The sequence below is a fragment of the Vreelandella rituensis genome, assembly GCF_003336665.1.
Lineage (GTDB): Bacteria > Pseudomonadota > Gammaproteobacteria > Pseudomonadales > Halomonadaceae > Vreelandella > Vreelandella rituensis.
On sequence record NZ_QPIJ01000044.1, the window covers coordinates 16,106 to 38,937 of the forward strand.

26 protein-coding genes are annotated in these 22,832 nt (G+C 57.2%); 14 read left to right on the forward strand and 12 right to left on the reverse strand.

Annotation, left to right across the window (positions count from 1 at the left end; all coding sequences use genetic code 11):
- Positions 1-88: 88 nt before the first annotated feature.
- Genes modA through modC form a run of 3 tightly spaced genes read left to right on the forward strand, consistent with a single transcriptional unit; the run spans position 89 to position 2,775 of the window.
- The gene (gene modA, locus DU506_RS15640; RefSeq protein ID WP_114487851.1) at positions 89-853 is read left to right on the forward strand and encodes a molybdate ABC transporter substrate-binding protein; all 765 of its coding nucleotides are present in this window, start codon (positions 89-91) and stop codon (positions 851-853) included.
- Positions 854-868: 15 nt separating this feature from the next.
- On the forward strand, positions 869-1,555 hold the full coding sequence (gene modB / locus DU506_RS15645; RefSeq protein WP_114487831.1) for a molybdate ABC transporter permease subunit: 687 nt from the start codon (positions 869-871) through the stop codon (positions 1,553-1,555).
- An 8-nt stretch (positions 1,556-1,563) separates the two neighbouring features.
- Positions 1,564-2,775, forward strand: a complete 1,212-nt coding sequence (gene modC, locus DU506_RS15650) for a molybdenum ABC transporter ATP-binding protein (RefSeq protein ID WP_114487832.1) — start codon at positions 1,564-1,566, stop codon at positions 2,773-2,775.
- On the opposite strand, the gene DU506_RS15655 is transcribed toward modC, so the two are convergent.
- The 8 genes from DU506_RS15655 to DU506_RS15690 form a co-directional block, all read right to left on the reverse strand.
- On the reverse strand, positions 2,769-3,866 hold the full coding sequence (locus DU506_RS15655) for an App1 family protein (protein WP_235825691.1): 1,098 nt from the start codon (positions 3,864-3,866) through the stop codon (positions 2,769-2,771). The two genes, modC and DU506_RS15655, sit on opposite strands and share 7 nt — an antisense overlap.
- Positions 3,867-3,886: 20 nt before the next feature.
- Positions 3,887-4,450 carry a type 1 glutamine amidotransferase domain-containing protein gene (locus DU506_RS15660; RefSeq protein WP_114487833.1) on the reverse strand — a complete coding sequence of 188 codons (564 nt, stop codon included), beginning with the start codon at positions 4,448-4,450 and terminating at the stop codon, positions 3,887-3,889.
- Positions 4,451-4,538: 88 nt separating this feature from the next.
- Positions 4,539-5,966 carry a sulfate adenylyltransferase subunit CysN gene (gene cysN, locus DU506_RS15665; protein WP_114487834.1) on the reverse strand — a complete coding sequence of 476 codons (1,428 nt, stop codon included), beginning with the start codon at positions 5,964-5,966 and terminating at the stop codon, positions 4,539-4,541.
- 13 nt (positions 5,967-5,979) lie between these two features.
- The gene (gene cysD / locus DU506_RS15670) at positions 5,980-6,951 is read right to left on the reverse strand and encodes a sulfate adenylyltransferase subunit CysD (RefSeq protein WP_114487835.1); all 972 of its coding nucleotides are present in this window, start codon (positions 6,949-6,951) and stop codon (positions 5,980-5,982) included.
- Between the two features lie 137 nt (positions 6,952-7,088).
- Positions 7,089-7,823 carry a metallophosphoesterase gene (locus DU506_RS15675; RefSeq protein ID WP_114487836.1) on the reverse strand — a complete coding sequence of 245 codons (735 nt, stop codon included), beginning with the start codon at positions 7,821-7,823 and terminating at the stop codon, positions 7,089-7,091.
- A complete protein-coding gene (locus DU506_RS15680) occupies positions 7,823-8,272 on the reverse strand; it encodes a DUF1249 domain-containing protein (protein ID WP_114487837.1) in 450 nt (149 codons plus the stop codon). The genes DU506_RS15675 and DU506_RS15680 overlap by 1 nt, the downstream gene beginning before the upstream one ends.
- 1 nt (position 8,273) lies before the next feature.
- Positions 8,274-8,942 carry an NUDIX domain-containing protein gene (locus DU506_RS15685; protein WP_114487838.1) on the reverse strand — a complete coding sequence of 223 codons (669 nt, stop codon included), beginning with the start codon at positions 8,940-8,942 and terminating at the stop codon, positions 8,274-8,276.
- A 103-nt stretch (positions 8,943-9,045) separates the two neighbouring features.
- The gene (locus DU506_RS15690) at positions 9,046-9,696 is read right to left on the reverse strand and encodes a TRAP transporter TatT component family protein (RefSeq protein WP_114487839.1); all 651 of its coding nucleotides are present in this window, start codon (positions 9,694-9,696) and stop codon (positions 9,046-9,048) included.
- A gap of 136 nt (positions 9,697-9,832) precedes the next feature.
- Here DU506_RS15690 and greB point away from each other — a divergent pair, with 136 nt between their 5' ends.
- Positions 9,833-10,378 (forward strand): transcription elongation factor GreB, encoded by a 546-nt coding sequence (greB, locus tag DU506_RS15695; RefSeq protein WP_114487840.1) that lies wholly within the window; start codon positions 9,833-9,835, stop codon positions 10,376-10,378.
- Here greB and DU506_RS15700 read toward each other — a convergent pair.
- The 4 genes from DU506_RS15700 to DU506_RS15715 form a co-directional block, all read right to left on the reverse strand.
- Positions 10,351-11,352, reverse strand: a complete 1,002-nt coding sequence (locus DU506_RS15700; RefSeq protein WP_114487841.1) for a methyltransferase — start codon at positions 11,350-11,352, stop codon at positions 10,351-10,353. The genes greB and DU506_RS15700 overlap by 28 nt on opposite strands.
- Positions 11,352-12,155, reverse strand: a complete 804-nt coding sequence (locus tag DU506_RS15705; protein ID WP_114487842.1) for a methyltransferase domain-containing protein — start codon at positions 12,153-12,155, stop codon at positions 11,352-11,354. The genes DU506_RS15700 and DU506_RS15705 overlap by 1 nt, the downstream gene beginning before the upstream one ends.
- Before the next feature lie 200 nt (positions 12,156-12,355).
- Positions 12,356-12,733: a phasin family protein gene (locus tag DU506_RS15710; protein WP_114487853.1), complete on the reverse strand. Its 378-nt coding sequence runs from the start codon at positions 12,731-12,733 to the stop codon at positions 12,356-12,358.
- Between the two features lie 127 nt (positions 12,734-12,860).
- A complete protein-coding gene (locus tag DU506_RS15715) occupies positions 12,861-13,595 on the reverse strand; it encodes a Crp/Fnr family transcriptional regulator (protein WP_235825687.1) in 735 nt (244 codons plus the stop codon).
- 167 nt (positions 13,596-13,762) lie between these two features.
- On the opposite strand from DU506_RS15715, the gene DU506_RS15720 reads away from it, so the two are divergent.
- The 10 genes from DU506_RS15720 to DU506_RS15765 all read left to right on the forward strand — a co-directional run bounded on the left by DU506_RS15720 (position 13,763) and on the right by DU506_RS15765 (position 22,761).
- Positions 13,763-14,479 carry a TVP38/TMEM64 family protein gene (locus DU506_RS15720; RefSeq protein ID WP_114487843.1) on the forward strand — a complete coding sequence of 239 codons (717 nt, stop codon included), beginning with the start codon at positions 13,763-13,765 and terminating at the stop codon, positions 14,477-14,479.
- Between the two features lie 116 nt (positions 14,480-14,595).
- Positions 14,596-17,016 (forward strand): PqqD family peptide modification chaperone, encoded by a 2,421-nt coding sequence (locus DU506_RS15725; RefSeq protein ID WP_114487844.1) that lies wholly within the window; start codon positions 14,596-14,598, stop codon positions 17,014-17,016.
- A 112-nt stretch (positions 17,017-17,128) separates the two neighbouring features.
- Positions 17,129-17,485 carry a hypothetical protein gene (locus DU506_RS21730; protein ID WP_181870785.1) on the forward strand — a complete coding sequence of 119 codons (357 nt, stop codon included), beginning with the start codon at positions 17,129-17,131 and terminating at the stop codon, positions 17,483-17,485.
- Between the two features lie 140 nt (positions 17,486-17,625).
- Positions 17,626-18,189: a DinB family protein gene (locus tag DU506_RS15735; protein ID WP_114487845.1), complete on the forward strand. Its 564-nt coding sequence runs from the start codon at positions 17,626-17,628 to the stop codon at positions 18,187-18,189.
- Positions 18,189-18,722, forward strand: a complete 534-nt coding sequence (locus DU506_RS15740) for a DUF302 domain-containing protein (protein ID WP_235825689.1) — start codon at positions 18,189-18,191, stop codon at positions 18,720-18,722. Before DU506_RS15735 ends, DU506_RS15740 begins: the two co-directional genes overlap by 1 nt.
- Positions 18,723-18,896: 174 nt before the next feature.
- Positions 18,897-19,871: a sulfurtransferase gene (locus DU506_RS15745; protein ID WP_114487846.1), complete on the forward strand. Its 975-nt coding sequence runs from the start codon at positions 18,897-18,899 to the stop codon at positions 19,869-19,871.
- 78 nt (positions 19,872-19,949) lie between these two features.
- Positions 19,950-21,158: a YeeE/YedE family protein gene (locus DU506_RS15750; protein WP_114487847.1), complete on the forward strand. Its 1,209-nt coding sequence runs from the start codon at positions 19,950-19,952 to the stop codon at positions 21,156-21,158.
- A gap of 15 nt (positions 21,159-21,173) precedes the next feature.
- Positions 21,174-21,368, forward strand: a complete 195-nt coding sequence (locus DU506_RS15755; RefSeq protein ID WP_114487848.1) for a hypothetical protein — start codon at positions 21,174-21,176, stop codon at positions 21,366-21,368.
- Between the two features lie 47 nt (positions 21,369-21,415).
- Positions 21,416-22,297 (forward strand): alpha/beta fold hydrolase, encoded by an 882-nt coding sequence (locus DU506_RS15760; RefSeq protein ID WP_328587988.1) that lies wholly within the window; start codon positions 21,416-21,418, stop codon positions 22,295-22,297.
- 182 nt (positions 22,298-22,479) lie between these two features.
- Entirely contained in the window at positions 22,480-22,761 is a 282-nt protein-coding gene (locus DU506_RS15765) for a hypothetical protein (protein WP_114487849.1), read from the forward strand.
- Positions 22,762-22,832 lie beyond the last annotated feature (71 nt).

A 22,832-nucleotide genomic window follows, 5' to 3' on the forward strand; every position in this document is an offset into this window, starting at 1 on the left:
CGGACAGGGAACCCCGAGTCGTGCGGCGCACGACGCGCTATCCCTCCCGGCGCTAAAGCAACCGGGTTTCCCGCGCAAAACGATGAAGATGATCGAACTTAAAAAACTCTTGCTGGGCCTTAGCCTATTGCTGGTAGGCACCGCTTCCGCCAGCGCCGAATTGCGGGTGGCGGTAGCCGCCAATTTTCTCGGCACCATGCAGGAACTTGCTCAGCACTACCAGGCGCATAGTGGGCAAAGCTTGATGCTCAGTTCCGGCTCCTCCGGGGCTTTCTATACTCAGATTCACCATGGAGCGCCATTTGATGTGTTCTTCTCGGCCGACAGCCGGCGCCCGGAACGGCTGGTCGCCGATGGTCTGGCGCTGGAGGCATCGCGTTTCACCTATGCTGTCGGCGTGCCACTGCTATGGTCACCCAACTCACAGAAAGTAGACAGCAACGGCACGGTATTGTCACAGGGAGATTTTCGTCACCTGAGTATCGCCGACCCACGTAACGCCCCTTACGGAACCGCCGCTCAACAGGTGCTTCAGGAAGTCGGGGCATGGGAGACACTGACGCAAGAGCGGCGTTTGATTCGCGCTCAATCCATCGGTCAGGCCTACAGCCAGGTCGCCTCGGGCGCGGCGCCGCTGGGCTTCGTGGCGCTTTCACAGGTCAAAGCCGAGGATGGCAGCATTCCCGGCTCCTACTGGATTCCCCCCGCAAAACTTTACGACCCGATCACCCAGCAGGCGGTGATCCTTAGCGACACTCAGGACCTTCAAGCCGCCCAGGATTTCTTGAGCTGGATGCGTGGCCCCCAGGCAGTGGCGATCATCGAAGCCGCCGGTTACAGCGTCCCCCACTAGAACAGGAGCCAAGCCATGCTCTCGCCCCAGGATGCCGGCGCACTGTGGGTCACCTTTAAACTCGCCTTGATCAGTACCGCTATCCTACTGGTATTGTGTACCCCCCTGGCCTGGTGGCTGGCCCATACTCGCTGGCGTGGCAAGACCTTGATCGAAGCGCTGGTCATGTTGCCTCTGGTGCTGCCGCCCACCGTGCTGGGGTTTTATCTGCTGATATTGCTCGGCCCCCGTGGCTGGGTCGGCGGCACCCTGGAATCGCTGGGGTTCAACCATCTGGCGTTCAGTTTCAGCGGTCTGGTCATCGGCTCGATGATCTATTCGCTGCCCTTCGTCATGCAGCCACTGACCGCGGCTTTTCAGGCGACCAGCGGGCGGATGCTGGAAGTGGCGGCGACGTTGCGCGCCTCACCGCTGGACCGGTTCTTTAGCGTGGCAATGCCTCTGGCACGCCGCGGCTTTTTAACCGCAGCGGTGCTTTCCTTCGCGCATACGCTGGGTGAGTTCGGGGTCATCATCATGCTCGGGGGTAACATTCCCGGCCGTACCCAAGTCGCCTCGATCGCCATCTACGACCATGTGGAAGCCATGGATTACGCTTCCGCCCATACCTTGTCATTAATTCTGGTCGTGTTGTCGTTCGCCTTGCTGGTGGCGGTGTACGGGCTCAATCGCAAATTCAAGGTAGTGGGAATAGGCTCATGAGGCGGTAGATGCAAAACGAAACAACTCAAACAGAACTACTGACCCAAACAGAACTACTGACCCAAACAGAGCTGCAAGCGCGGTTTTACGTTGAGCGCGGCGACTTCACCCTGGATGTGGCGTTCTCGATTCCCTCATGCGGGATCACCGCGCTGTTCGGCCGCTCCGGCTCGGGCAAGACGACGATATTGCGCTGCCTGGCGGGGTTGGAACACCTTGACGGCAGCCAGCTACGTCTCGGCGATGAAGTATGGCAGGATGCCGAGCGTTTCGTGCCTGTGCATCAGCGTGCCCTGGGCTACGTCTTCCAGGAGGCAAGCTTGTTTCCCCACCTGAGCGTACGCGGCAACCTGCTTTACGGCTACCAGCGTGTCGCCCCTGCCGAACGCAGCGTCACCTTCGATGAAACGATAGCCCTGCTGGGGCTTGAAAACCTCCTGGAGCGTTATCCGGACAAGCTCTCCGGAGGCCAGCGGCAACGGGTTTCCATCGGTCGCGCGCTACTGACCAGCCCGCGCCTGCTGCTGATGGATGAGCCGCTGGCAGCCCTGGACGACACCAGCAAGGCGGAAATTCTGCCTTGGCTCGAGCGGTTGCATGAGTCCCTGTCGATTCCCGTGGTCTACGTCAGCCATTCCATCGATGAGGTCGCTCGGTTAGCCGACCATATGCTGCTGCTGGAAAACGGACGCGTTCTGGCCCAGGGCCCCTTGCAGGAAATGCTTACCCGTCCCGACTTGCCGCTAGCCCGCAGCGGCAATGCTTCCACCGTGCTCAATGCCACGGTGGTTGGCCACGATGCACAGCATCATTTAAGCGTACTGGAATGTGGCGGCGAGCGACTGCTGGTCTCGCGGCAGTACGTTTCGCCGGGGCAACGCCTACGCGTACGGGTGACAGCCCGGGATGTCGCCATCGCACTCACTCCACCGGCGGGTTCCAGTGTGTCCAATTGCCTGGAAACACAAGTGGAATCGATAAGCGACGACCCCCAACCCAGTCATGTGCTGGTGGGCCTGACTTTCGGTGACCAGAAACTGATCGCACGCATTGCCCGTCACGCCCAGGAACAGTTGAAATTAGCACCGGGCATGTCCGCCTACGCCCTGGTGGATATCGCGCTTTCCTGCAGCGAAGCATCCTGGCGGACCAGTGGCACGGCCCCGAAGGCAAATGCTCAATATCGGGAACAACGCCCTGGTTTCTCCCTGATTCAGTAGTCGATTTTCTTTTCTTGGGCGACATCATTGCGCACGGCCTGCAAACCATAGACGGAAATATCTCCCTTGGCATAGGCATGCTCGGCCATCAGGGTGCTATCGTCGGTTACCACCCATTCGCAGGCCGTATGGCTCAGTTCCTCTTGCAGCTTTTGAATGGCGTGCTCGCGGCTGGACTTGTTATCCACCCGCCGAATATAGATCGCCTTGATACGCTCCGGATAAGCCCTGAGGATGTCTGCGTAGATTTCCGGATCATGCTGACCGCTGTCGCCTACCAGAATGCAAGGCATGTCCTCGAATAGCGCCAACATATGCTTGATGGCATCTCGCTTGTGATCTTCGGCCCGGCGTGGCCAGGGGTGGCGCAAGGTCAGGCCCCATTCACGCAGAAACAGGATAGGGCCTACCGGAATACGATTGAGCTGAAAGAAGGTTTCCAGTACTTCGTAGATCGCCCAAGGCCCTCGCGAAACGTAGAGAATCGGCCGTTCGCCGTGCCCACTGGGGCCCCGATGAAGCGCCTGATAAAGCGAAGCCACGCCGGGGAATGCCGTGCGGCGGTGAGGTTTTTCGACAAACAGGCGATACAACATGCGGAATTTCTCGGCCACACCGGTAAACATCACCGTGTCGTCGATATCGCTGATCACCAACAGATCGGTGGCCGGGGGCGGCACATAGACTTCCCCCTGGGTTCTTACTGGATGCTCATCAACGGCGGAGACATGCACCTCGGCATAGTGCCAGGAAATATCCAGCGAGAGAGGAACGGTCAACGGGATGTGAGCATTGAAGTAACCATCGCGATCCGTGACAACCCTCACCCGATTGTCACCTAAACAGATATCGACATCGGCATCCGCCAGACCACGCCGCGCGATGCGCCGCACCACATCCGCCGTGTCGCTCAGCATGCCCCGCCGTGGAATCATGCGCCCCACGGATGCCTGATGAAACACGCGCCCCATCAGGAAGGCCTGTTTTTGAGAGCCGTACCCACGATAGGGATTAACCACCATCCCGCCTCGCCCGCTGTCACGCTTCACGGGCTTGGCGAGTACATGGATGATGCGCTGAGCGAAACTCATGCCATGACGAAATAATTTCTTCAAGCGTGATTTCCCGTCGTTTCGCCCTGCTCAAGCGATTCAATCAATTTGGCGTTGAAGTCATCCAGATCCTTCGGCGTACGGCTGGTTACCAGTCCCTTGTCGACCACTACGGACTCATCGACCCAATTAGCGCCTGCGTTCTTGAGATCCTGGCTAACAGAAGGTACCGACGTCATGCGCCGCCCTTCGACCAGGCCCGCGTTGATCAATATCCAGGGGGCATGGCAAATCGCCGCTACCGGTTTGCCTTGCTCGAAGAAATGCCGGGTAAAGGCCAATGCTTTTTCATCCAGTCGCAAGGTATCCGGATTGAACAGCCCACCGGGCAATACCAGGGCGTGATAATCGGACGGCCGAGCGTCATCCAAGGCCTTGTCGACCTGATAGGTGTCGCCCCAATCAGTCTTTGCCCAGGCACGAATTCCTTGCTTTTTCGGGCTAACCACTTGCACCTCGGCGCCTTCTTCCTGCAGCGCCGCACGCGGACTGCTCAATTCCGCTTCCTCGAAACCATCGGTAGCCAGGATGGCCACACGCTTTCCTTGTAGAGACTGAGACATTCGAGACTCCTTCTTTTGAGCAACTTTTGGTATTTCGCCTGAAGAAGTGTGAATCATGATAGCCCGACGTCAAGCCGGGCATTTTGTCCTAGCGCTTCAGCAAGTCGCTTACATCCTTGGCTTCCCAGTGGGGAAAATGCTTGCGAACCAAGGCATTGAGATCGGATTCAAACGCCGCCCAATCGGTTTGATGCTGCGCTTTGCGGCGACTTTCGGCGACACCGCGAATCATGCCCGCCCCCATCGTGACATTACTCAAACGGTCGATCACGATAAAGCTTCCGGTGCCGGGGCTGGTGCGGTAGTCATCCACCGGAATCGCGGCGGTAAGTTCGACCTGGCAGCGCGCAATCGCATTGAGCTCCAGCCGCTCGGCGGGATGCTTCTCCAGACTGTTGACATCGATCTGGTAATCGATGCTGGAGATTTCACCGGATAGATCGCGCGTGGCCAGCTTGAAATCAAACAGCTTGCCTGGTGTCAGCGCCTGCTCATGCATCCAGACGATATCCGCCGCGAATACATTGGAAAGCGGCACCTCGGCATCCGCCGCCACCAGCCAGTCGCCCCGTGAAACATCGATTTCATCGGTCAAGGTCACGGTGATCGCCTGACCCGGATAGGCGGCTTGCAAGTCGCCATCGAAGGTAACGATACGCTCGACCGTCGAGCTCTTGCCCGAGGGCAGCGCCTTGATTGCCTGACCCGGACGCAGCACACCGGCGGCAAGGGTGCCGCAGTAGCCACGAAAATCCAGGTTGGGGCGATTGACGTACTGCACCGGCAAACGGATGTCGCTCAGGTTCTGGTCGCGATCGATCTCGACGGTTTCCAGCAGTTCGATCAGCGTCTTACCTTGGTACCAAGGTGTCTGCTCGCTGCGGTTTACCACGTTGTCGCCTTCCAGCGCCGACATGGGCACGAAGTGAATATCGGGCGCCTTGAGGTTGGTAGCGAACTGGCGATACTCGGCCTTGATTTCCTCGAAACGTGCTTCGGAAAACCCCACCAGGTCCATCTTGTTGATCGCGATCACCAGGTGCTGGATCCCCAGCAGATCGGCGATGAAACTGTGCCGACGAGTCTGAGTCTGCACGCCGTAACGGGCATCGATCAGAATGATCGCCAGGCTGGCCGTCGAGGCGCCGGTGGCCATGTTACGGGTGTACTGCTCATGCCCGGGCGTGTCGGCGATGATGAACTTGCGCTTGTCGGTGGAGAAGAAGCGATACGCCACGTCGATGGTGATGCCTTGCTCACGCTCCGACTGCAGGCCATCGACCAGCAGCGCCAGGTCCACGGTATCCCCGGTGGTACCGCTGGTTTTCGAGGCCTGAGTGATGGCGGCAAGCTGATCTTCGAAGATCATCTTGGAATCGTGGAGCAGCCGCCCGATCAGGGTCGATTTACCGTCATCCACACTGCCGCAAGTGATGAAGCGCAGCAGGTCCTTGTTCTCATGCTCATGCAGGTATTGCTCGATATTATCGGCAATCAAGGTTGACTGATGTGACATTAGACTTTCCCCATTAAAAATAGCCCTCGCGCTTTTTTTTCTCCATCGACCCGGCCTGATCGTGATCGATGGCGCGACCGCTGCGCTCGCTGGTACGGGTCAACAGCATTTCCTGGATGATTTCGGGCAAGGTGGCAGCTTTCGACTCCACCGCTCCTGTCAGGGGGTAGCACCCTAAGGTCCTGAAACGCACCCATTTGTCTTCGGGCACCTCGCCGGGCTCAAGCGGCATGCGCTCGTCGTCAACCATGATCTGCATGCCGTCACGCTCGACGATCGGGCGGGGGGCGGCGTAGTAAAGCGGCACGATGGGAATCTGCTCGAGATAGATGTACTGCCAGATATCCAGCTCGGTCCAGTTGGAAAGCGGAAAGACGCGGATCGATTCACCCTTGTTGATCTTGGCGTTGTAGACGTTCCACAGTTCCGGGCGCTGATTCTTGGGGTCCCAGCGATGGTATTTGTCGCGAAACGAATAGACACGTTCCTTGGCCCGCGAGGCTTCCTCGTCACGCCGCGCGCCACCAAAGGCCGCATCAAAACCATGCTTGTCCAGCGCTTGCTTGAGCGCCGAGGTCTTCATGACGTCGGTGTACTTGGCGCTACCGTGCTCGAAAGGGTTGATATTGGCGGCACGCCCTTCTTCGTTGGTATGCACGATCAATTCCATGCCCGCTTGCGACGCCATGCGGTTGCGAAATTCGATCATTTCGCGGAATTTCCAGGTGGTATCGATATGCATCAGGGGAAAGGGAGGGGTTCCCGGGTAGAACGCCTTGCGCGCCAGATGCAGCATCACCGAGGAGTCCTTGCCGATGGAATACATCATCACCGGATTGCGAAACTCGGCGGCCACCTCACGGATGATGTGAATCGATTCGGCTTCAAGCTGCTTGAGATGGGTCTGACGCTCGGCACCGATTTCGAAAGGCGCCTCCGGCACCCCACGCTGGGCCGTGGTCGATAAAGTAGAAAACTGGCTCATGGCCCGGCTACCTCGCAGGACAAATAACAAAATGGTAATTGTCGGTTTAATTAACGTAGGGTAACGCCGAGCCAACCATAACCCAAAAGAATTAATAACTATCTTTTTAGACTCTTAACATCTAACAGCCTGAGAGGCTATATATCGACACGCTCGATCCAAGTCAGCCAATCGCCATCACGCAGGTCCACTATTCGATAGCCAGGGCGTGCGGCCTGATCGAGGGCGAAGTTCTCGGCGCCGGCAAGAAACTGATCGGCGGTGGCCGGACAGCCATAGACGCCGACATGGCTGTGATCCAGCACCCGGTAGCGGGCAAAGGCTTGATGGGCATGGCCGAACAGCACCAGTTTGACTTGCGGGTAAGCCGACAGCACCTGCCAGAAGGCTTCGCGGTCCTGCAAACCAATGCGATCCATCCAGGCACTCCCCACCTCGACGGGGGGATGGTGCAGCACCACCAAGGTACGTCGCGAGTCCTGCTCGAGACATTCTGCGAAGGCGGCCAGGCGTTGCGGCCCCAGTTCCCCCTCTTCCCGGCCTTCCACACGCGTATCGAGCAGCACCATATGCCAATGCTCAAGATCCACGTCATCGTGCAGGGGATGCACCGCTTTCATCAATTCCGGCTGATCATGATTGCCCGGCAACCAGAACCATGGACAAGGCAAGGTGGACAGGGTTTGCTTGGCCAAGCTGTAGGAAGCCGAGGTCGCGTCCTGGCTGACATCGCCACTCACCACCACGACATCGGGGCGCTCGGCGATCACCGACTCGATCACGGTGCGAAATTGACGCCACGGCAAGCCCGCGCGCGAACGCCCCTGGGGGTCGGCATGCAGATGAGCGTCAGTGATCTGAACCAAACGCATCAACGCATCTCCGGTAAATCGAGACTGCGTCCATGCGCCAAGGCGTGAGCCAGCCACTCACCTAAAAAACGGTTGAGCTGCAGCTTTTCGTCCGGCTGATGCATGCGGGAATTAGGGTAGCGATAGCGGCCGTGAAAATGGCGCTCACGCTGAAAATGCGTCACTTCCGCCATGCGCGCATCATGATAAAGATGCACGCGCATACGCTGTGCTTCAATCACACCATCCAGCGGTCCGGACTGAGAGACATTCAGCACGGTGGTATAGGGGGCCTGTTCCTGTACGTGCAGATGCAGCGAGCCGAACTCGCGCCCCGAGGCGCCACCCAGCGCAATCTCACGATGCTGCCCGGCTTCCATATCGCCCAGCAGGCGCAATAAACGCAAATAGTTGGCGCTACATTCTCCCTGCAGGGATCTCAAGTCAGTGACATAGGCATGTCTAGCCATGTTAGCTCCCTGTCTCCCTTGGTGAGGAAAGCCGTGATGAAGCCATTAGCAAGGCACGCTGCGCAGCCAGCCAATACAGGCTGATCAGACACATGGCGTTATCGAGCCGACCCTGTTCGAGAAGCTCCCAAGCCCGAGCGTAACTCACCACATGCACGCGGATATCCTCGTGCTCTTCGGCCAGCCCATGAATGCCGCCCATGCCCTGACTGTCAATCAAGCCGCAAAACAGCGTGACTTCCTCATTACAGGCACCGGGGCTGGGGTAATAGCTATGCATTTTGATAAGCTCGCCGATATCGGCGCCGGCTTCCTCGAAAGCTTCGCGACGCGCCACCTCGTCCAGCGATTCGCCGTCCTTGATCAAGCCCGCAACAACCTCGAGCTTCCAGGGAGAGCGTGCATCGTCGATGGCACCAGGACGAAACTGCTCGACCAGCACCAGAGTGTCGCGCTGAGCGTCATAGAGCAATACACCTACCGCATCGAAACGCTGATGCACTTCGCGCAGCATCGTTTTGCTCCAGCCGCCGTCGAAAAGGCGGTGGCGCAATTCCAACGCTTCAAGGCGAAAGAAGCCCTGATATAAACAGCGCCGTTGCTGCAGCTCGACATCGTCATGTCCCAGCAACGGCATATCCAACTCATCGGTATGAGGCGTCGTGGACATCAGGGCACTCCTGGTTAATGACTCGCAACATTATCAATGCTTGCTACCGGGAATGCCAATCGACCTCATAAATTCACTGATTCATGAATTCACTGATAACGGCTCACAGACGACGCTGCAAGGTTTGAGCTTGTTGGCGCAGCGCTTCGTCGGATGCCTGGCGGCTATCGCGTGCATTACCGTTCGCTGCACGCTCGGCATGCCGGCGCGCCGCTTGCCGCTCGCCCGCTTCTTCAAGATAGGTTGCGTAGTAATAGTTGGCATCGATGCCGTCAGGGCGGATTTCCAAGGCACGCTGAAACATGCTTTCGGCCGTCTCATCATTGCCGAACCCCAGTGGCCAGCCAGGGGCGCGATCATAAAGCGCGCCAAGCGTCACGTAGGCCGAGCCATTGCCACCTTCGGGGTCGAGCTCCAGGGCACGCTCGAGTACATCTCGGGCATCACCGGCACTGCCCAGCGCTCCCAGGCCGCTTTGTTCGCGAGCATAGGATGCCAGCACGATGCCCTGCCAGATCAAGACGTCCGCTTCATCCGGATGTTGTTCCGCCAGCAATTTCGCTTCATCGGTCAGAGATTTCAACGCCTCACGGCGCTGCGTTTCGGCAAGTTGCGTGGTGCTGTGCTCCCAGCGATTTTTCAGCGAAAAAAGTGCATTTTCATATGCCATGGCGACACTCAAGGGTGCCAGCACTAGACCCACCGACAGGCTGCCGGCCAGCACGCATTGATGTAACGAACGATAATGTTTCATCCAATCTCCAGATTGTTGTTGTGTAAGGACTGCAATGTAACGAACGTTTGAATGATTTTCCAGTCGTGAGACATCACTGGCCCATAAGCCTGCAATCACGTATCTTGGAACATCCGTTGTAATGATCGAGTAATGCATGAAAGGCCGTAACATGACCCGCTGGCGCGATCCGGCCAAGGATCCTCGCCAGGAACCTAAAAGTAATCTGATAACTGCCGAAGGCGCCGCACGCCTGCGCGGCATTCTGGATCATCTTTCACGCACCAAGCGTCCGGCGCTTTCCGCCAAGGTAGGCGAAGCTGCCGCCCAGGGCGACCGTAGCGAAAACGCCGATTACACTTACAACAAGAAAGAGCTCAACCGGGTGATTGCCCGCATCGTCTACCTGACCAAGCGCCTGGATGAACTGCGTGTCGTGGACCGGCTACCCGCGGATACCCAAAAGGTGTTCTTTGGGGCTTTCGTTTCTCTGGAGGATGCAGAAGGCGAAACCATCAACTTGCGGATCGTCGGCCACGACGAGATGAAGCCGGAACAGCGCTGGATAAGTGTCGATGCGCCCCTGGCCCGCGCCCTGCTCGGCAAGACGCTGGATGACGAGGTCACCGTGATGGCTCCGGGTGGCGAGGCTACCTATCTGATTACCAGCATTCGTTACGCCAATGCCTCCAAACCGGCTTGATAAACGCGAAAGCGGCGGTTATCGGCAAGTAGCGTGAATTGACCGAACGTCTTTTCAAGCAGATCCGGGTAGGGCAGGAACGCATTGGCCACGACAATCAATCGACCGCCAGGGCGTAAATAGCCAGGCGCTTCCTGTATCAGGCGTCCGGTCGGGCCGTAATCAATCGCGCGTTCCTGGTGAAATGGGGGGTTGCTGATGATCGCATCGAAGCGTCGCCCCGCCAGCGCTTGATAGACATCACTCGCCAGCACCTCTCCTTGCAATTGATTGGCGCTCAAGGTACGCCGCGTCGCTTCCACCGCGAACAGGTTCACGTCCACCGCCGTCACGCTTCGCCCTTGTTTCGCCAAGCTGGCTGCCAGAACACCGTCACCGCAGCCCATGTCCAATACGTTATCTACATTGGGTGGCAGGGTTTGCGTTAACGTTTCCAACAACAGTGCCGTACCCTCATCCAGCTTCCCATGGCCGAACACCCCCGGGTGGCTTGCCAGGCTCAAGCCAGCGGCGGAAAACTCCGTCCAGGCATCGTCCGGCGACTGGCTCAGCTTTGCGGTGCGCGTGACGAATAATGAACAGCGTCGCGCACTATCCAGTTTATCGCTTTGCAGCCCCAACTCAGCCAGCACCTTGGGCACACGCTTGATTCCTCCATGGTTTTCACCCACCAAGGCAAGCGGTGTCCCGTTTGGCAGCTCTGCGCATAACCATGCCAGCCACCATAGTCCCAAGCGATGCGCCTTGGGCCAGAACAGCACGCAGGGTCCAGTCGGGGCGGGCAAGCTGTCGAAGGGACTATAAGCGGATTTCCCAAGTGCTCGCCAAGCATCCAGAATGGCCTGATCGGCACTCACCAGGGTGTCGGCATGGGTCTTCAACCAGGCATCCTGAGGCGGCGCGATCGTCCATAGGTCGGCGTGTTCCTCAAAATAACGTTCCAACAGCTGGCAAGCCGGTGTTTGCGCACTCATCAACTTTTCTCCGGTTTAATCAAGGTGTAAAGCAGATAGCGCCCCAGACGCCAATGCGGCTCACTGCGGCAATAGCGATGCTCCAAGGCCAGAAGGTCGGCACGCTCAGCCTCAGTCTGCGGCGGCTGGCGCAGATAGTCCTGAAACACGCGGATTCCGGCCACCGACTCGATCTGTAACCGGTTTTCCGCCGCCCAGCAGGTGACCTCATCATGCGAAATAGGCGAAATCGGCGTTAGCCGCTGGCGGTGGCCGGTGCCGGCCAACCGATCACTCAAGGCTTTTTCCAGGTTGCCTTTTACCACGTTGGAGAAACGCAGCGCATCGCGGTTGAAGACCATCAACGATAACTGCCCTCCCGGCGCCAGCAGTGCCGTCAGCCGTCGCATGGCGTCTTGCGGGTCGCTCAGCCATTCAAGTACCGCATGGCAGGTAATCAACGGCCAAGGGCCGGGTGTTTTCGCTTCAAGCGCCTGAAGCGGCGCCTGCACGAATTCGATGGGCGTACTGGTGTTGGCCGTGGAAAATGCCTCTTTCGCATAGGCCAGCATCTCACCGGATGGTTCGGTCATGGTGACCGGGTGGCCCCGGGCGGCCAACCACAGTGCTAACTGCCCCAGGCCGCCACCGATATCCAGCACCGGTTGTTGTTCCAGGCGCAGCATCTGCGGTAACAGCTGATCCAACATCGCCAGACGCAGGTCTCCCCGCGGGGCGTTGTATAACGACCGGGAAAACTTGTCGGCAAGGCCATCGAAGTAGCGGTCCCCTGCAGAGGACAAGGGTGGAGCGGAAGATGACATGAGCGAGCGCCACGGCAATGAAAGCCGCCATGGTACTCGTTAAACCACGTTGACTCACTAGCGTCGCTGATTACTACATGCCAGGATAACGGCCAATTCGGCTTTTCGGCAGTGACTCAAGCACAAACAAGAAGGCCGCTGATCATTGATCAGCGGCCTTCTTGGGTAACGCCCTGCCGACTAGATGTCGGCTAGCCGTTTTACTTGGCAGTCTTGGCGGTAGTCTGCTGGGCTTGCTTGACGTTTTCTTCTGTCAACTTCTGGCCTTGCTGAACAAACTCTTGCTGCAAGGAAACCACTTTCTCGGCATCTTTTTTCAGACGCTCGGCCAGGTCTTGGGCAGCTTGTTGCTGGCCTTCCATGTAGCTACGCAGGCCTTCAGCATCCTTGACGTTCATGAGGCTGCGCAACTGGGCCAGGCCATTGTCGGCATAAGCCTTGCTGGCGTCCAGCTGAGCGTTGACCAGCTTCTCGGTGAAGTCGACGGACAGGGCCGCGTAAGCGCGAGCCGGGCCGAACATCATGGATTCGATTTGCTTGGTATCAAACTGCTTGGGGTCAAAATTGAAGTTGTTCATCATTACAGGAACCTCCATAGGTTCTTTAAAGTGATAGTGAACAGGAGATCCCCTGCTCTGTTGCAGTGCAACAATAGCATACTGTTTGTGCATTGCAACAATATCTTTCAGACTTCTCAAGCAAGGTTTATCGAGGCGATCTTTGGCAAGATATGTTTTGGCAATGCAGGTAAATCGAATCAAATTGAGAAAATTCCTTCAATCGCTCCCAATCAAGAATCGTCAATCGCTTCTTTTCCAGTGATACCAAGCCCTCCTGGCGTAGCTTTTGAAGCACGCGGTTGGTATGTACCGACGTCAGTCCTATCGTCTCACCGAGCTCCGCCTGCGACAGTGGAAATTCAAAACTGTTATCTTTAGCACAGCCAGCAATATGCGAACGTATCAGCATTTCGCAAAAGAGATGCGCCAGACGCGACTCGGCCGGCCGAGTCCCCATATTAACCAACCATTCTCGCAAAACGGCTTCATCCACCAAGGTAGACCAGAAAAGCGCTCGCGCCAGACGATGATGATTTTCCATGATGTTGCGCATTTCATCTGCTGGAAACTTGCGCAGTGTCACTGGGGTAAGCGCGCGTAGCGAGTGGTCCATTTCATCAAGAATAGCGATATGCACATCACATAGATCCCCAGGGATCAGGTAGGCCATGATGTGGTTATCGCCATTTTCCAGAAGTTTGTAGCGGCATGCCCATCCCTTTTCTATAAGGTAGACATACTTGGGCCGCTCACCTTCGTTGATAATGACCTCGCCTTTCTCCATAAGAACGCTTCCCGTAGACGCCCTCTCCAGTACCTGCTTTTCCTCTTCGGAGAGAGTCATGTAGTAGCTCAATTTGTTAAACAAGTGATTAATCACTGCCTCTCTCCTTGTTCAATTCGGTTCGGCTTGGCTTATTGATTAAGCGTAGCCTAGGAAACGTTGATCCTTGAAAGGCCTGCTACCTTGAGCCTGAACTGAAAAACCTCCCGGTGCCGGTGGCTACGTCCCACGCCAATTTTTATAATTCAACGAGTAATCAGTACATGAAGCGAGAAAATTTGCTATTCAAACTCGGCATGGTGGGCGCGGTCACCCTGGTCATGGCAGGAATCTGGTGGGTGTTGCATCGGCTGGGAATGCCCGGCAGCCTTTCGGCCCAAGCCATTTCCGAGTGGTTGAATGCGCATGGCTCTCTCGGACCACTGCTACTCGTATTGATGATGATTCTTGCGGTAGTGGTGGGGCCTATTCCCACCTTGCCCATCAGTGCGGCCGCCGGGCTGGCATTCGGCATTTTCCAGGGAACCCTGGTGGCCGCGGTGGGAGCGATGATCGGCGCGCTGGTGGCCTTTTTCGTGGCTCGCTTGCTGGGGAGGGAACTTCTTCGCAAACGGCTTTCACATCATCCTCTTTTCGCAGCGGATGGGGCGCAGCATATGCTGTTCTGGACGGTCTTTTTGACCCGGCTTATTCCGCTTTTTTCATTCGCTTTGGTCAGTTATGCCGCCGGCGTCACGGCCATCGCTACCTGGCGTTTCGCCCTGGCCACGTTTCTGGGGATGCTACCCATGACGGTTATATTTTCCGGTCTGGGCACCACTTTCGAGCTCAACCCCTTCCTGACGGTCACCGCAGCTCTGGCGGTGCTGGCGGTGATGACACTGCTGCCTTATTACCTGCGCCGCCGCCCTACTTCTCGATTGGCACGCTGGCTTCACTTGAGGACTGAAGTGGTCTCCAAGAATCGGACCCGGCGTTAAACAATCAAACAACCCCAAATGAGCCACAAAAAAATCGGCGAAGACTGTAAGGCCTTCCTAGAGTTAACGACTAAGGATCAGCAAATAATAAAACCGAGTCATGGGAGGGATCGGCAATGGCTGAGCAAAAAATGCCAAAACGTCGTTACTGGTTGGGAGGCAAGCGCGCCGCTGAGCAGGACCGGTTCTTTCGGGAAGCGCTTGAGACTCAAGGCTGGGAGCCAGGCAATGCGGATGAGTGGGACGCCGGTTGGTACACGGGCATGCCCGATCCAGCTCAATTCAAGCATGTCTCCGCGCAACGCAAGCTCAATCATTTTCCCGGCAATAATGCCCTGACGGTAAAAAGTCGCCTGCATGACAGCCTGGCGGCGCTGCGTTTCCGTATCCACGAAACCTTTGGCCCGAACCACGAAGCGAGTGCGCGGCTGGCCTTCTTTCCTCGGGTCTACTCCATGCCCAAGGATTACCATGCCCTGCAACAGGTGGCCCTGACGCACCCCGAGAAACACTGGATTCTCAAACCCAAGAATGCGTCCAAGGGCAAAGGTATCCGCGTGCTGCAAGACGTGGGCGAAACACCGCTCGAGCCCAACTGGATGGTTCAAGAGTATCTGGCCGACCCTCACACCATCCGCGGACACAAATATGTGCTTCGCCTTTACGTGCTGATTGCTTCCCTCGAACCGCTTCGGCTGTATGCCTATCGCCAAGGGTTTGCCAAGCTGGCCTCGGAACCTTATGACGTCAACGATGCGGACAACCCCTACAGCCAACTGACCAATCCCGATATCAACGCCCTGAATACCTCGGCGGAGATTCCCGTCGAGTTCATCGACCTGGAACGCTACCGTGAATGGTTGCGTCACCAAGGCCATGACGACGAACGGCTCTTCAAGCAAATTCATGACTTGATCACCCTGACCGTGATTTCCGCCCTGGATGCCATGCGCCAGCGCACGGCCGAGTTCGGCGCCGACCCTCAAGGCTGCTATGAGCTATTGGGACTCGATTGCATGGTGGATGCCGACCTCAAACCCTGGATTCTGGAATGCAACCTCAGCCCCTCGCTGGGCATCTGCGCCAAGCCCGAGGATGGCGGCATCGTCGAGAAAAAAATCAAGAATGGGCTGGTGAAGGATATGGTTGCGCTGGTGGGGATTGATGCACCCGGGCAAGCCGCCGAGACAGTCGTTCAACAGGCCGAACAGGAATTGGCTCGTGCCGGTGGTTTCCAGCGCCTGTACCCCAATCGATCACCGTCACACTATCTGCCGTACTTCTCGCTGCCCCGGCTTGCCGATATTCAGCTGACCGACGCCCTGGCAAGCCACCCCGTTCCACGCCCGACCTTGTGCCGGTGGCAGGCAGCGGAAGTGTTCGATGATGACCAGCTCGCTCTCTACGCCACGCATACCGGACATTACTACCGGCTCAACGATACCGCCGCCTTGATTTGGTTGTTGGCAACCGAGGGCCTGGACCCGGACGCCATCGCCGAGCAGCTCGCCTGTTCCGTCGGGCTCACGGAAGGTGAAACCGCCGATAGCCAGGTGTTGCGTCACGAGGTATGGACGAGCCTTTCAGAATGGTGTCGCAACGGTTTACTCAGACAGCATTTCCTCAGCCAGCATCTTCCAAGTCAACAGGGCGAGCAGCCTCCCTCCAGCCACGCTTTCTCTTCTGCCGATGAAACCCAGCCGAGCACCTCCAATGTGTCGCTCCCTCCCATGAAACTGATAGGTAAGGATCGACAATGGCAACTGCACACTGACAGCGCCCCCGTTCTGGCGCGCATGGCGCCGCTGCTGTCGCCAATGGCTGAAGAAGATCGCGCCAAGGGCAAGGACCTACCTCGCCTTGAAATCCTGCGAGATTCGCCGGGTTTCACCCTGGTCACCCATGGAGAAGTGCTGGCTTCGCGCCTGAAACTGGCCTCGCTCGCTCCCCTACTGATTACCTATCTGGCCCGCCAGGCGGCATCGGCCCACCACCTGGTGATCGATACCGGCTTGCTGACCACGCCGGAAGGGGCAATGGCGCTGTGCCTGTTTGCCACACCCGAAGAAGGCGAGGCCGTGGCGAAACACCTTGCGCCCTCTTCAGCGCTGTCGCTGACCCGGGGCGTCCGCCTGGATACCGCCACCTTTATGCAGGCGGAACCCCTGGGGCTACCGATGTCGGCCAATCAGCTGGGCGAAGCCGCAACCTCGCTGCTGGCGTTACCTGAAAAAGGCCAAGTGCGGCAGGTGATATGGATCAACCATGAAAAAGCGCAAAAAGCTTCCCCAGTTTTATCCGAGCCCCTTTCAAGCCTGGATGCAATGGGGGCGTTATTGCCCTGCTGTTATGCCCCCGATGGCAAACCGCTGGATGTCGATGCCATCACCGGCCTGAACGACTGGCTCTCTCAATGTGAGCGCAGCGTGATCAATCTGGAGGACGAAAGCGACGCCACCCAAGTACTGACACAGCGCCTCAAGGCTCAGCCTTCAGTCGCCCGAGCAGAAGCCGAGGATGAAGCCAAAGCCGAATAATGCAGCAAAGGCCGCTTCATCCTGGGCAAAACCGGAGTCGGCCCAGCTGGCTGACTTCATTGCGGGACGACATACAGCGTATGTCAATCGAGACCATCCAAGGAGATAGATCATGTCATTACAAGATCAAAAACGCCGCAGCCTGCTGAGCCGTCTGAGCCGCCAGCTGGGCTATACAGCCCCGGCATTGGCGCTTATCGCCGGCACCGCGGCTTTCCAGGCCGTGGCAAGCGATGAAGCCACTCAAGCAGGGTTTAGCGCTTATCAGGAAGAAACCCTGTTGCTGGCGAGCATGCACGCCGAAGGTGAAGCCGAGGGAGAGGGCGAAGGAGAAGGCGAGGAAGAGCATGAAGCTGAGGGTGAAGGCGAAGGTGAAGGCGAAGGCGAAGGCGAAGGCGAAGGCGAAGGCGAAGGCGAAGGCGAAGGCGAAGGCGAAGGCGAAGGCGAAGGCGAAGTGGAAGCTTCCTGATCCCGAGCCGTTGCATCCAATGGAGAGGCTGGTGCTGTCCGGCTTCAGCCTCTCCCTTTCATCGCCGTGGCCATGCTAGACCCCGCCGTCGAAACCCTGTCCCGAAAGCCAGCTCCAAAAAACCAGAGGGAGACAGTGCAATGGCAATAAACGACAAGGCGTTGGCGTTGGAGGCGCTCATCGAGGAAAGCCTTCATCCCCTTGCTCAACTCAGACAATTCCTCAATAGCCTATCGTCTCACCACTACCAGGAGGTATTGGGCGAACGCAAGATGCATACCCTGGGAAAACACGTTCGCCACATTATCGATCATTACGATGCATTGCTGGATAAAGACATTTCATCCTTCCCAGCTAGCCTCAACTATGAAAACCGCAAACGTGATGTCGCGCTGGAGCAATCGCCACCCCTGGCCGTCGAGCATTTGAGGTGGATTGAGTGCGGGTTGCAAGCCCTTAAGCAAGGCTCAGCCTCCTCCCACCTTTCCTTGACCTACCCTGACGACCCCACCACCTTGACGCTCGATTCGAGCCTTGAACGCGAACTGGCCTTTCTCACCAGCCATACCATCCATCATATGGCGCTTATCGGGCTGTTGGCTGAAAGTCTCGGCTTGCGTGTCCCTGAAACCTTTGGCGTTCACCCTTGCACCTTGCGCCACTGGCAACGTGAATCGCTTGAAACCTCTGCAAGGAGTGCCTGATGTCTTTACATGCTCAATCCATATCCACCTCTCGGCAGCATTCGAAATGCCGTCACATTGTCGCCACCTTACTGGCCGCCATGCTCATGCTGGGGGTGACCTTTCCGGTGGCTGCCGAGACTCAGTGGCCCGAAGAAGGCTGGCAGGTAATGCCCACTCAACAGAGTTACGCCGAGCTTCTCGAATCTCTACGTGAAGCCGTTCCCGCTGAAGGCATGGCGGTAGTGACGGAAGCCGGCCCCACCGAAGCGGCCGCGCAGCGTGGGGAAACCATTCCCGGCAACCGCGTCGTGGGTGTATTTCGCAATGACTTTGCCGTGCGTGCTCTGCGCAGCAGCGTACCGGCGATGATAGAAGCGCCTGTGCGTTTTTACGTCACGGAACAGGCCGATGGCACGGCCACGTTATCCTGGAAAACCCCGACGCATGTCTTCACGCCCTATGCCCATGAAGGCGATGAAACCCTGCTCGAAATTGCGGAGGAACTCGACGCTATTTTCATGGCGATCGCCGAGCGCGCTACCCAACGCTGAGCGTCTTCTTGCTTCTTTACTTGCGCGCCGCCAAGGGAAATTGCGGGAGATGACTTGAGTTTATATTCTCAAAAGATATATCAAGATTATTATTAATTCTTCTGGAGAATATTGAAAATCTCGACAATCCTCGGATAATACCGATACGAATACCCGACCCAAGAGATCAAGATTATGCTCAAGCAATTATTCATCAAACCGGCCTTGCTCGCTCTGGGCATGGCTGCGTTTGCCTCGCATGCTTTGGCTGTCGAACTCCCTTCGGCCCTGGTAGACGCGGAATGGCTCAGCAACAATCTGGAAAATGATGACCTGGTGGTCCTCGATGTACGTTCCGGCATCGATAATGGCGGCGATCGCTCGACCTTCGAGCAGTCGCATATTCCCGGCAGTCTTTATAGCAACTATACCGATGATGGCTGGCGCGAAAAACGTGGCGATGTCGCAGGTCTTCTCCCACCGGAAGACAAGCTCAAGCGCTTGATCGGCGGCTTGGGCATCGGCAACGACGATACGGTGGTGGTCGTCCCTGCAGGCACCGGCGCAACCGACTTTGGTAGCGCCGCGCGTATCTATTGGACCTTCAAAGTACTCGGCCATGATGACGTCGCCGTGCTCAACGGCGGCTTCCATGGCTGGACAGAACAAGGCTACGAGGTGGCAAGCGGCTCTCCGGCCTCGCGGGAGATGACTGTCTTCGACGTCGATTTTCGCCGGGAACTGATCGCCACGCTGGAAGAAGTCGAAACCGCCCGCAACTCTCAAACACAGCTGGTGGATGCCCGGCCTTCCGATTACTTCACCGGCGATACGACCTCGCCCGCGGTTCGTTCTGCCGGCACCATCCCCGGTGCCACTAGCTTGCCTCATCACTCAATGATGCATAACCGTGACAGCGCTTTTTATCTGGATACGCAAAACCTGCAAGCACGCATCAATGGAGCGCAATTGAACAGCGACACTCAGACCGTGGCGTTCTGCAATACCGGGCACTGGGCGGCGACCGACTGGTTTGTGCTCAGTGAAGTGGCAGGCTTCGATAACGTGTCCATGTACGACGGCTCAATGGCGGAATGGACGCTCAGCGACAGTCGCCCGGTGCAAACCGCCAAACGCGGCCTCGCGCGCGTCATCGAATTCTTCAACTAAGACGCCTATCGCCCTTCGTGCTTTCCGCCCTGCCTGAGCCTTCATGCAGGGCGGCCTTCATTACGAAAGAGACCTCTCATGAGTCAAGCAAGCACTCTCACTCCCACTCGACAGCCCTTGCAGGTCGACCGTTTCGTGGTCGGGGTGGCTCTGTTCGGGCTCGCCCTTCTCGGCTTTTTGATCTGGCTGGAAACCGCCCCTTTCCTGGTGGCCTTGTTTGCGGTGGGCACGCTTCTCGGGGTGGCGCTTTACCATGGCGCCTTTGGGTTCACTGCCGGTTGGCGCAACCTGGTGACAAAAAAACGCGGGGCGGGAATGCGGGCCCAGCTGTTGTTGTTTGCCCTGACCTCGCTGCTGATGGTGCCTCTGCTAGGTAACAATCCCGACGACTTGATCGGCGCGGTGGCTCCGGTAGGCACGTCCCTGGTGGTGGGCTCCTTCATTTTCGGCATCGGCATGCAACTGGGCGGGGGCTGCGGTTCAGGAACGCTATTCACCGTGGGCTCGGGCAATATCCGCATGGTGGTCACGTTGCTGTTTTTCATCATTGGCGCGGTGATCGGCTCGATTCACCTGCCCTGGTGGCTGGACCTGCCGGCGGTGGGCCCTATCAGCCTGATCGACGGCCTGGGCATTCCCGGGGCCATTGCTGTGCAGTGGCTGGCACTGGGTGCGATAGCCTGGTGGGTAACGCGCATCGAACGGCGCGCGCATGGCAATGTCGAGCGTGCCGAATGGCGTTTTCGCAGTGGGGATAACGGTTTTTTACGCACCCTTCTGACCGGTCGCTGGCCGTTTTTCTGGGCAATTGCCGTGCTTGCCATCGGCAACACCTTGACCCTGGTGATCGGTGGTTCGCCCTGGGGCATTACCTTTGCCTTTAATCTCTGGGGTGCCAAGGCATTGCAGGCAGTCGGCGTCGACATGAGCCAGTTCGAATTCTGGACGTGGGATTACCCGGCCATGGCCTTGGCCGATTCCGTGCTGGTCAATATCACCTCGGTGATGAACTTCGGCTTATTGCTGGGCGCGATGCTCGCCGCCGGCATGGCGAACCGCTTCAATGAGGCCAGCCGCATTCGCCCCCAAGGGCGCCAGTTCCTGGCGGCCATCGTAGGCGGCTTAATGCTGGGATACGGCGCGCGCCTGGGCTTTGGCTGCAATATCGGTGCGCTGTTTTCAGGCATCGCCTCGGCCAGCCTGCACGGCTGGATATGGTTTGCTTCAGCTTTTCTGGGGTCGATGATAGGCATTCGCCTACGTCCTTGGTTCCGTCTACCCAATTGAGCACTGGAGAATTTCATGCGAGCCGCTTACAGACGTAGCAGCGTATTGATAGCACTAGCGGTGATTCTGGTGCTGATCATGGCCGACCACCTGCAAAGCCCTACCTTTGCTTTCAACATGGGGCGTGGCAATGTCGAAACCACATTGATGCAGCGAGACAGCACGGCCTGTGCGCCATGCGGAGCTCCCTGCCCCTCTGCTCGGGAGTAGCATTTTTCGAAACCCAACCATGAGAGACTCGCCAACAGGAGAAAGAGATGATGTTTCAAGGCTTTCGTACCTTTGATATCGACAATGACGGCATTCGCATCCATGGACGTATCGGTGGAGAAGGCCCTCCTCTCCTGTTGCTGCATGGCCACCCTCAAACACATCTTATCTGGCATCGGCTGGCTGAGCGCCTGGCTCGGCACTACACCGTCGTGGCAACCGACCTGAGAGGCTATGGGGATTCTTCCAAACCGGCGGGAGAGCCCGACCATGCCAATTATAGCAAGCGTTCGATGGCTGCCGACCAGGTAGCGGTGATGGGTGAACTAGGCTTCAAGGACTTTTTCCTTTGCGGGCATGACCGAGGAGGACGAGTCGCTCATCGGCTCGCCTTGGACTACCCGAAAGCAGTCAGAAAACTGATGCTGCTGGATATTGCGCCGACCCTTGCCATGTATGAAAAGACCGACCGCACCTTTGCGACCGCCTATTTTCATTGGTTCTTCTTGATCCAGCCTGCTCCGCTACCCGAAACGCTGATAGAAGCTTCCCCCGAAGACTACATCAAACGCACCATGGGTGGCCGTCACGGCAATCTGGAAATATTCGAGCCTGGTGCGATTAGCGAATATCAGCGCACCCTGGCTCAACCAGGCGCAGCGCATGCCCTTTGTGAGGACTACCGGGCATCGAACACCATCGATCTGGAGCATGATCGTGATGACCGCGCTGCAGAGCGGCTGATCAGTTGTCCCACGCGGATTCTTTGGGGAAAACACGGCATCATCGAACGTTGTTTCGACCCCTTGCGGGAATGGCGTTCGGTCGCAAAACACGTTGACGGAGAAGCCCTTTCTTGCGGGCATTACATTCCTGAAGAAGTACCCGATGCGCTGTTTCAGCGCCTCTTGGAGTTCATGCGAGCATGATGCTCGAGATCGGCGTAGCGAAATAATTTCGCATTAAGACCTTAATACCATTAAAAATTAACATAAGTTATATGGCTTTTTACCCCAAAAAATTACGCTAGGAGAGAAAGCAATGAGTCTCAAGAGCTGGTCAGTACATAACCAGTCAGCTGACTTTTTTATTTCTATCCGGGGGAATCGCCATGATTGAACAACGCGTTCGTATCGATCTTGCTGATGGATCAGCCTGGTACTTTCACGCTGATGACACCCCGGAAAAACGTGCCTACCTGATTCTTGACCATGTCCGTAAGACCCTCGAGAACATGACGCTGAAATCCGATGACGCTCGGCACATGCCCAATGATCAGTTGTTCACGTTGCTGCAAAAACTTGCCTATGACATGGACTTTGCTAACGGACTTCTGGAGATAGGTCAACTACCTCGCCCTAAAGAGGGTGTCGCGAAAGGGATAAAGCCGTAAAATGATGTCTCTTTTGCCTGAGAGCTTACCGTGACGACCGCATGTATGCCCACGCCTGATGACAGGCAGTT

What these genes read in the sequence shown, in the direction of transcription:
- modA (WP_114487851.1), top strand. Translation starts at nt 89, where the DNA reads ATGATCGAACTTAAAAAACTCTTGCTGGGCCTTAGCCTATTGCTGGTA.
- modB (WP_114487831.1), top strand. Translation starts at nt 869, where the DNA reads ATGCTCTCGCCCCAGGATGCCGGCGCACTGTGGGTCACCTTTAAACTC.
- modC (WP_114487832.1), top strand. Translation starts at nt 1,564, where the DNA reads ATGCAAAACGAAACAACTCAAACAGAACTACTGACCCAAACAGAACTA.
- DU506_RS15655 (WP_235825691.1), bottom strand. Translation starts at nt 3,866, where the DNA reads ATGAGTTTCGCTCAGCGCATCATCCATGTACTCGCCAAGCCCGTGAAG.
- DU506_RS15660 (WP_114487833.1), bottom strand. Translation starts at nt 4,450, where the DNA reads ATGTCTCAGTCTCTACAAGGAAAGCGTGTGGCCATCCTGGCTACCGAT.
- cysN (WP_114487834.1), bottom strand. Translation starts at nt 5,966, where the DNA reads ATGTCACATCAGTCAACCTTGATTGCCGATAATATCGAGCAATACCTG.
- cysD (WP_114487835.1), bottom strand. Translation starts at nt 6,951, where the DNA reads ATGAGCCAGTTTTCTACTTTATCGACCACGGCCCAGCGTGGGGTGCCG.
- DU506_RS15675 (WP_114487836.1), bottom strand. Translation starts at nt 7,823, where the DNA reads ATGCGTTTGGTTCAGATCACTGACGCTCATCTGCATGCCGACCCCCAG.
- DU506_RS15680 (WP_114487837.1), bottom strand. Translation starts at nt 8,272, where the DNA reads ATGGCTAGACATGCCTATGTCACTGACTTGAGATCCCTGCAGGGAGAA.
- DU506_RS15685 (WP_114487838.1), bottom strand. Translation starts at nt 8,942, where the DNA reads ATGTCCACGACGCCTCATACCGATGAGTTGGATATGCCGTTGCTGGGA.
- DU506_RS15690 (WP_114487839.1), bottom strand. Translation starts at nt 9,696, where the DNA reads ATGAAACATTATCGTTCGTTACATCAATGCGTGCTGGCCGGCAGCCTG.
- greB (WP_114487840.1), top strand. Translation starts at nt 9,833, where the DNA reads ATGAAAGGCCGTAACATGACCCGCTGGCGCGATCCGGCCAAGGATCCT.
- DU506_RS15700 (WP_114487841.1), bottom strand. Translation starts at nt 11,352, where the DNA reads ATGAGTGCGCAAACACCGGCTTGCCAGCTGTTGGAACGTTATTTTGAG.
- DU506_RS15705 (WP_114487842.1), bottom strand. Translation starts at nt 12,155, where the DNA reads ATGTCATCTTCCGCTCCACCCTTGTCCTCTGCAGGGGACCGCTACTTC.
- DU506_RS15710 (WP_114487853.1), bottom strand. Translation starts at nt 12,733, where the DNA reads ATGAACAACTTCAATTTTGACCCCAAGCAGTTTGATACCAAGCAAATC.
- DU506_RS15720 (WP_114487843.1), top strand. Translation starts at nt 13,763, where the DNA reads ATGAAGCGAGAAAATTTGCTATTCAAACTCGGCATGGTGGGCGCGGTC.
- DU506_RS15725 (WP_114487844.1), top strand. Translation starts at nt 14,596, where the DNA reads ATGGCTGAGCAAAAAATGCCAAAACGTCGTTACTGGTTGGGAGGCAAG.
- DU506_RS21730 (WP_181870785.1), top strand. Translation starts at nt 17,129, where the DNA reads ATGTCATTACAAGATCAAAAACGCCGCAGCCTGCTGAGCCGTCTGAGC.
- DU506_RS15735 (WP_114487845.1), top strand. Translation starts at nt 17,626, where the DNA reads ATGGCAATAAACGACAAGGCGTTGGCGTTGGAGGCGCTCATCGAGGAA.
- DU506_RS15740 (WP_235825689.1), top strand. Translation starts at nt 18,189, where the DNA reads ATGTCTTTACATGCTCAATCCATATCCACCTCTCGGCAGCATTCGAAA.
- DU506_RS15745 (WP_114487846.1), top strand. Translation starts at nt 18,897, where the DNA reads ATGCTCAAGCAATTATTCATCAAACCGGCCTTGCTCGCTCTGGGCATG.
- DU506_RS15750 (WP_114487847.1), top strand. Translation starts at nt 19,950, where the DNA reads ATGAGTCAAGCAAGCACTCTCACTCCCACTCGACAGCCCTTGCAGGTC.
- DU506_RS15755 (WP_114487848.1), top strand. Translation starts at nt 21,174, where the DNA reads ATGCGAGCCGCTTACAGACGTAGCAGCGTATTGATAGCACTAGCGGTG.
- DU506_RS15760 (WP_328587988.1), top strand. Translation starts at nt 21,416, where the DNA reads ATGATGTTTCAAGGCTTTCGTACCTTTGATATCGACAATGACGGCATT.
- DU506_RS15765 (WP_114487849.1), top strand. Translation starts at nt 22,480, where the DNA reads ATGATTGAACAACGCGTTCGTATCGATCTTGCTGATGGATCAGCCTGG.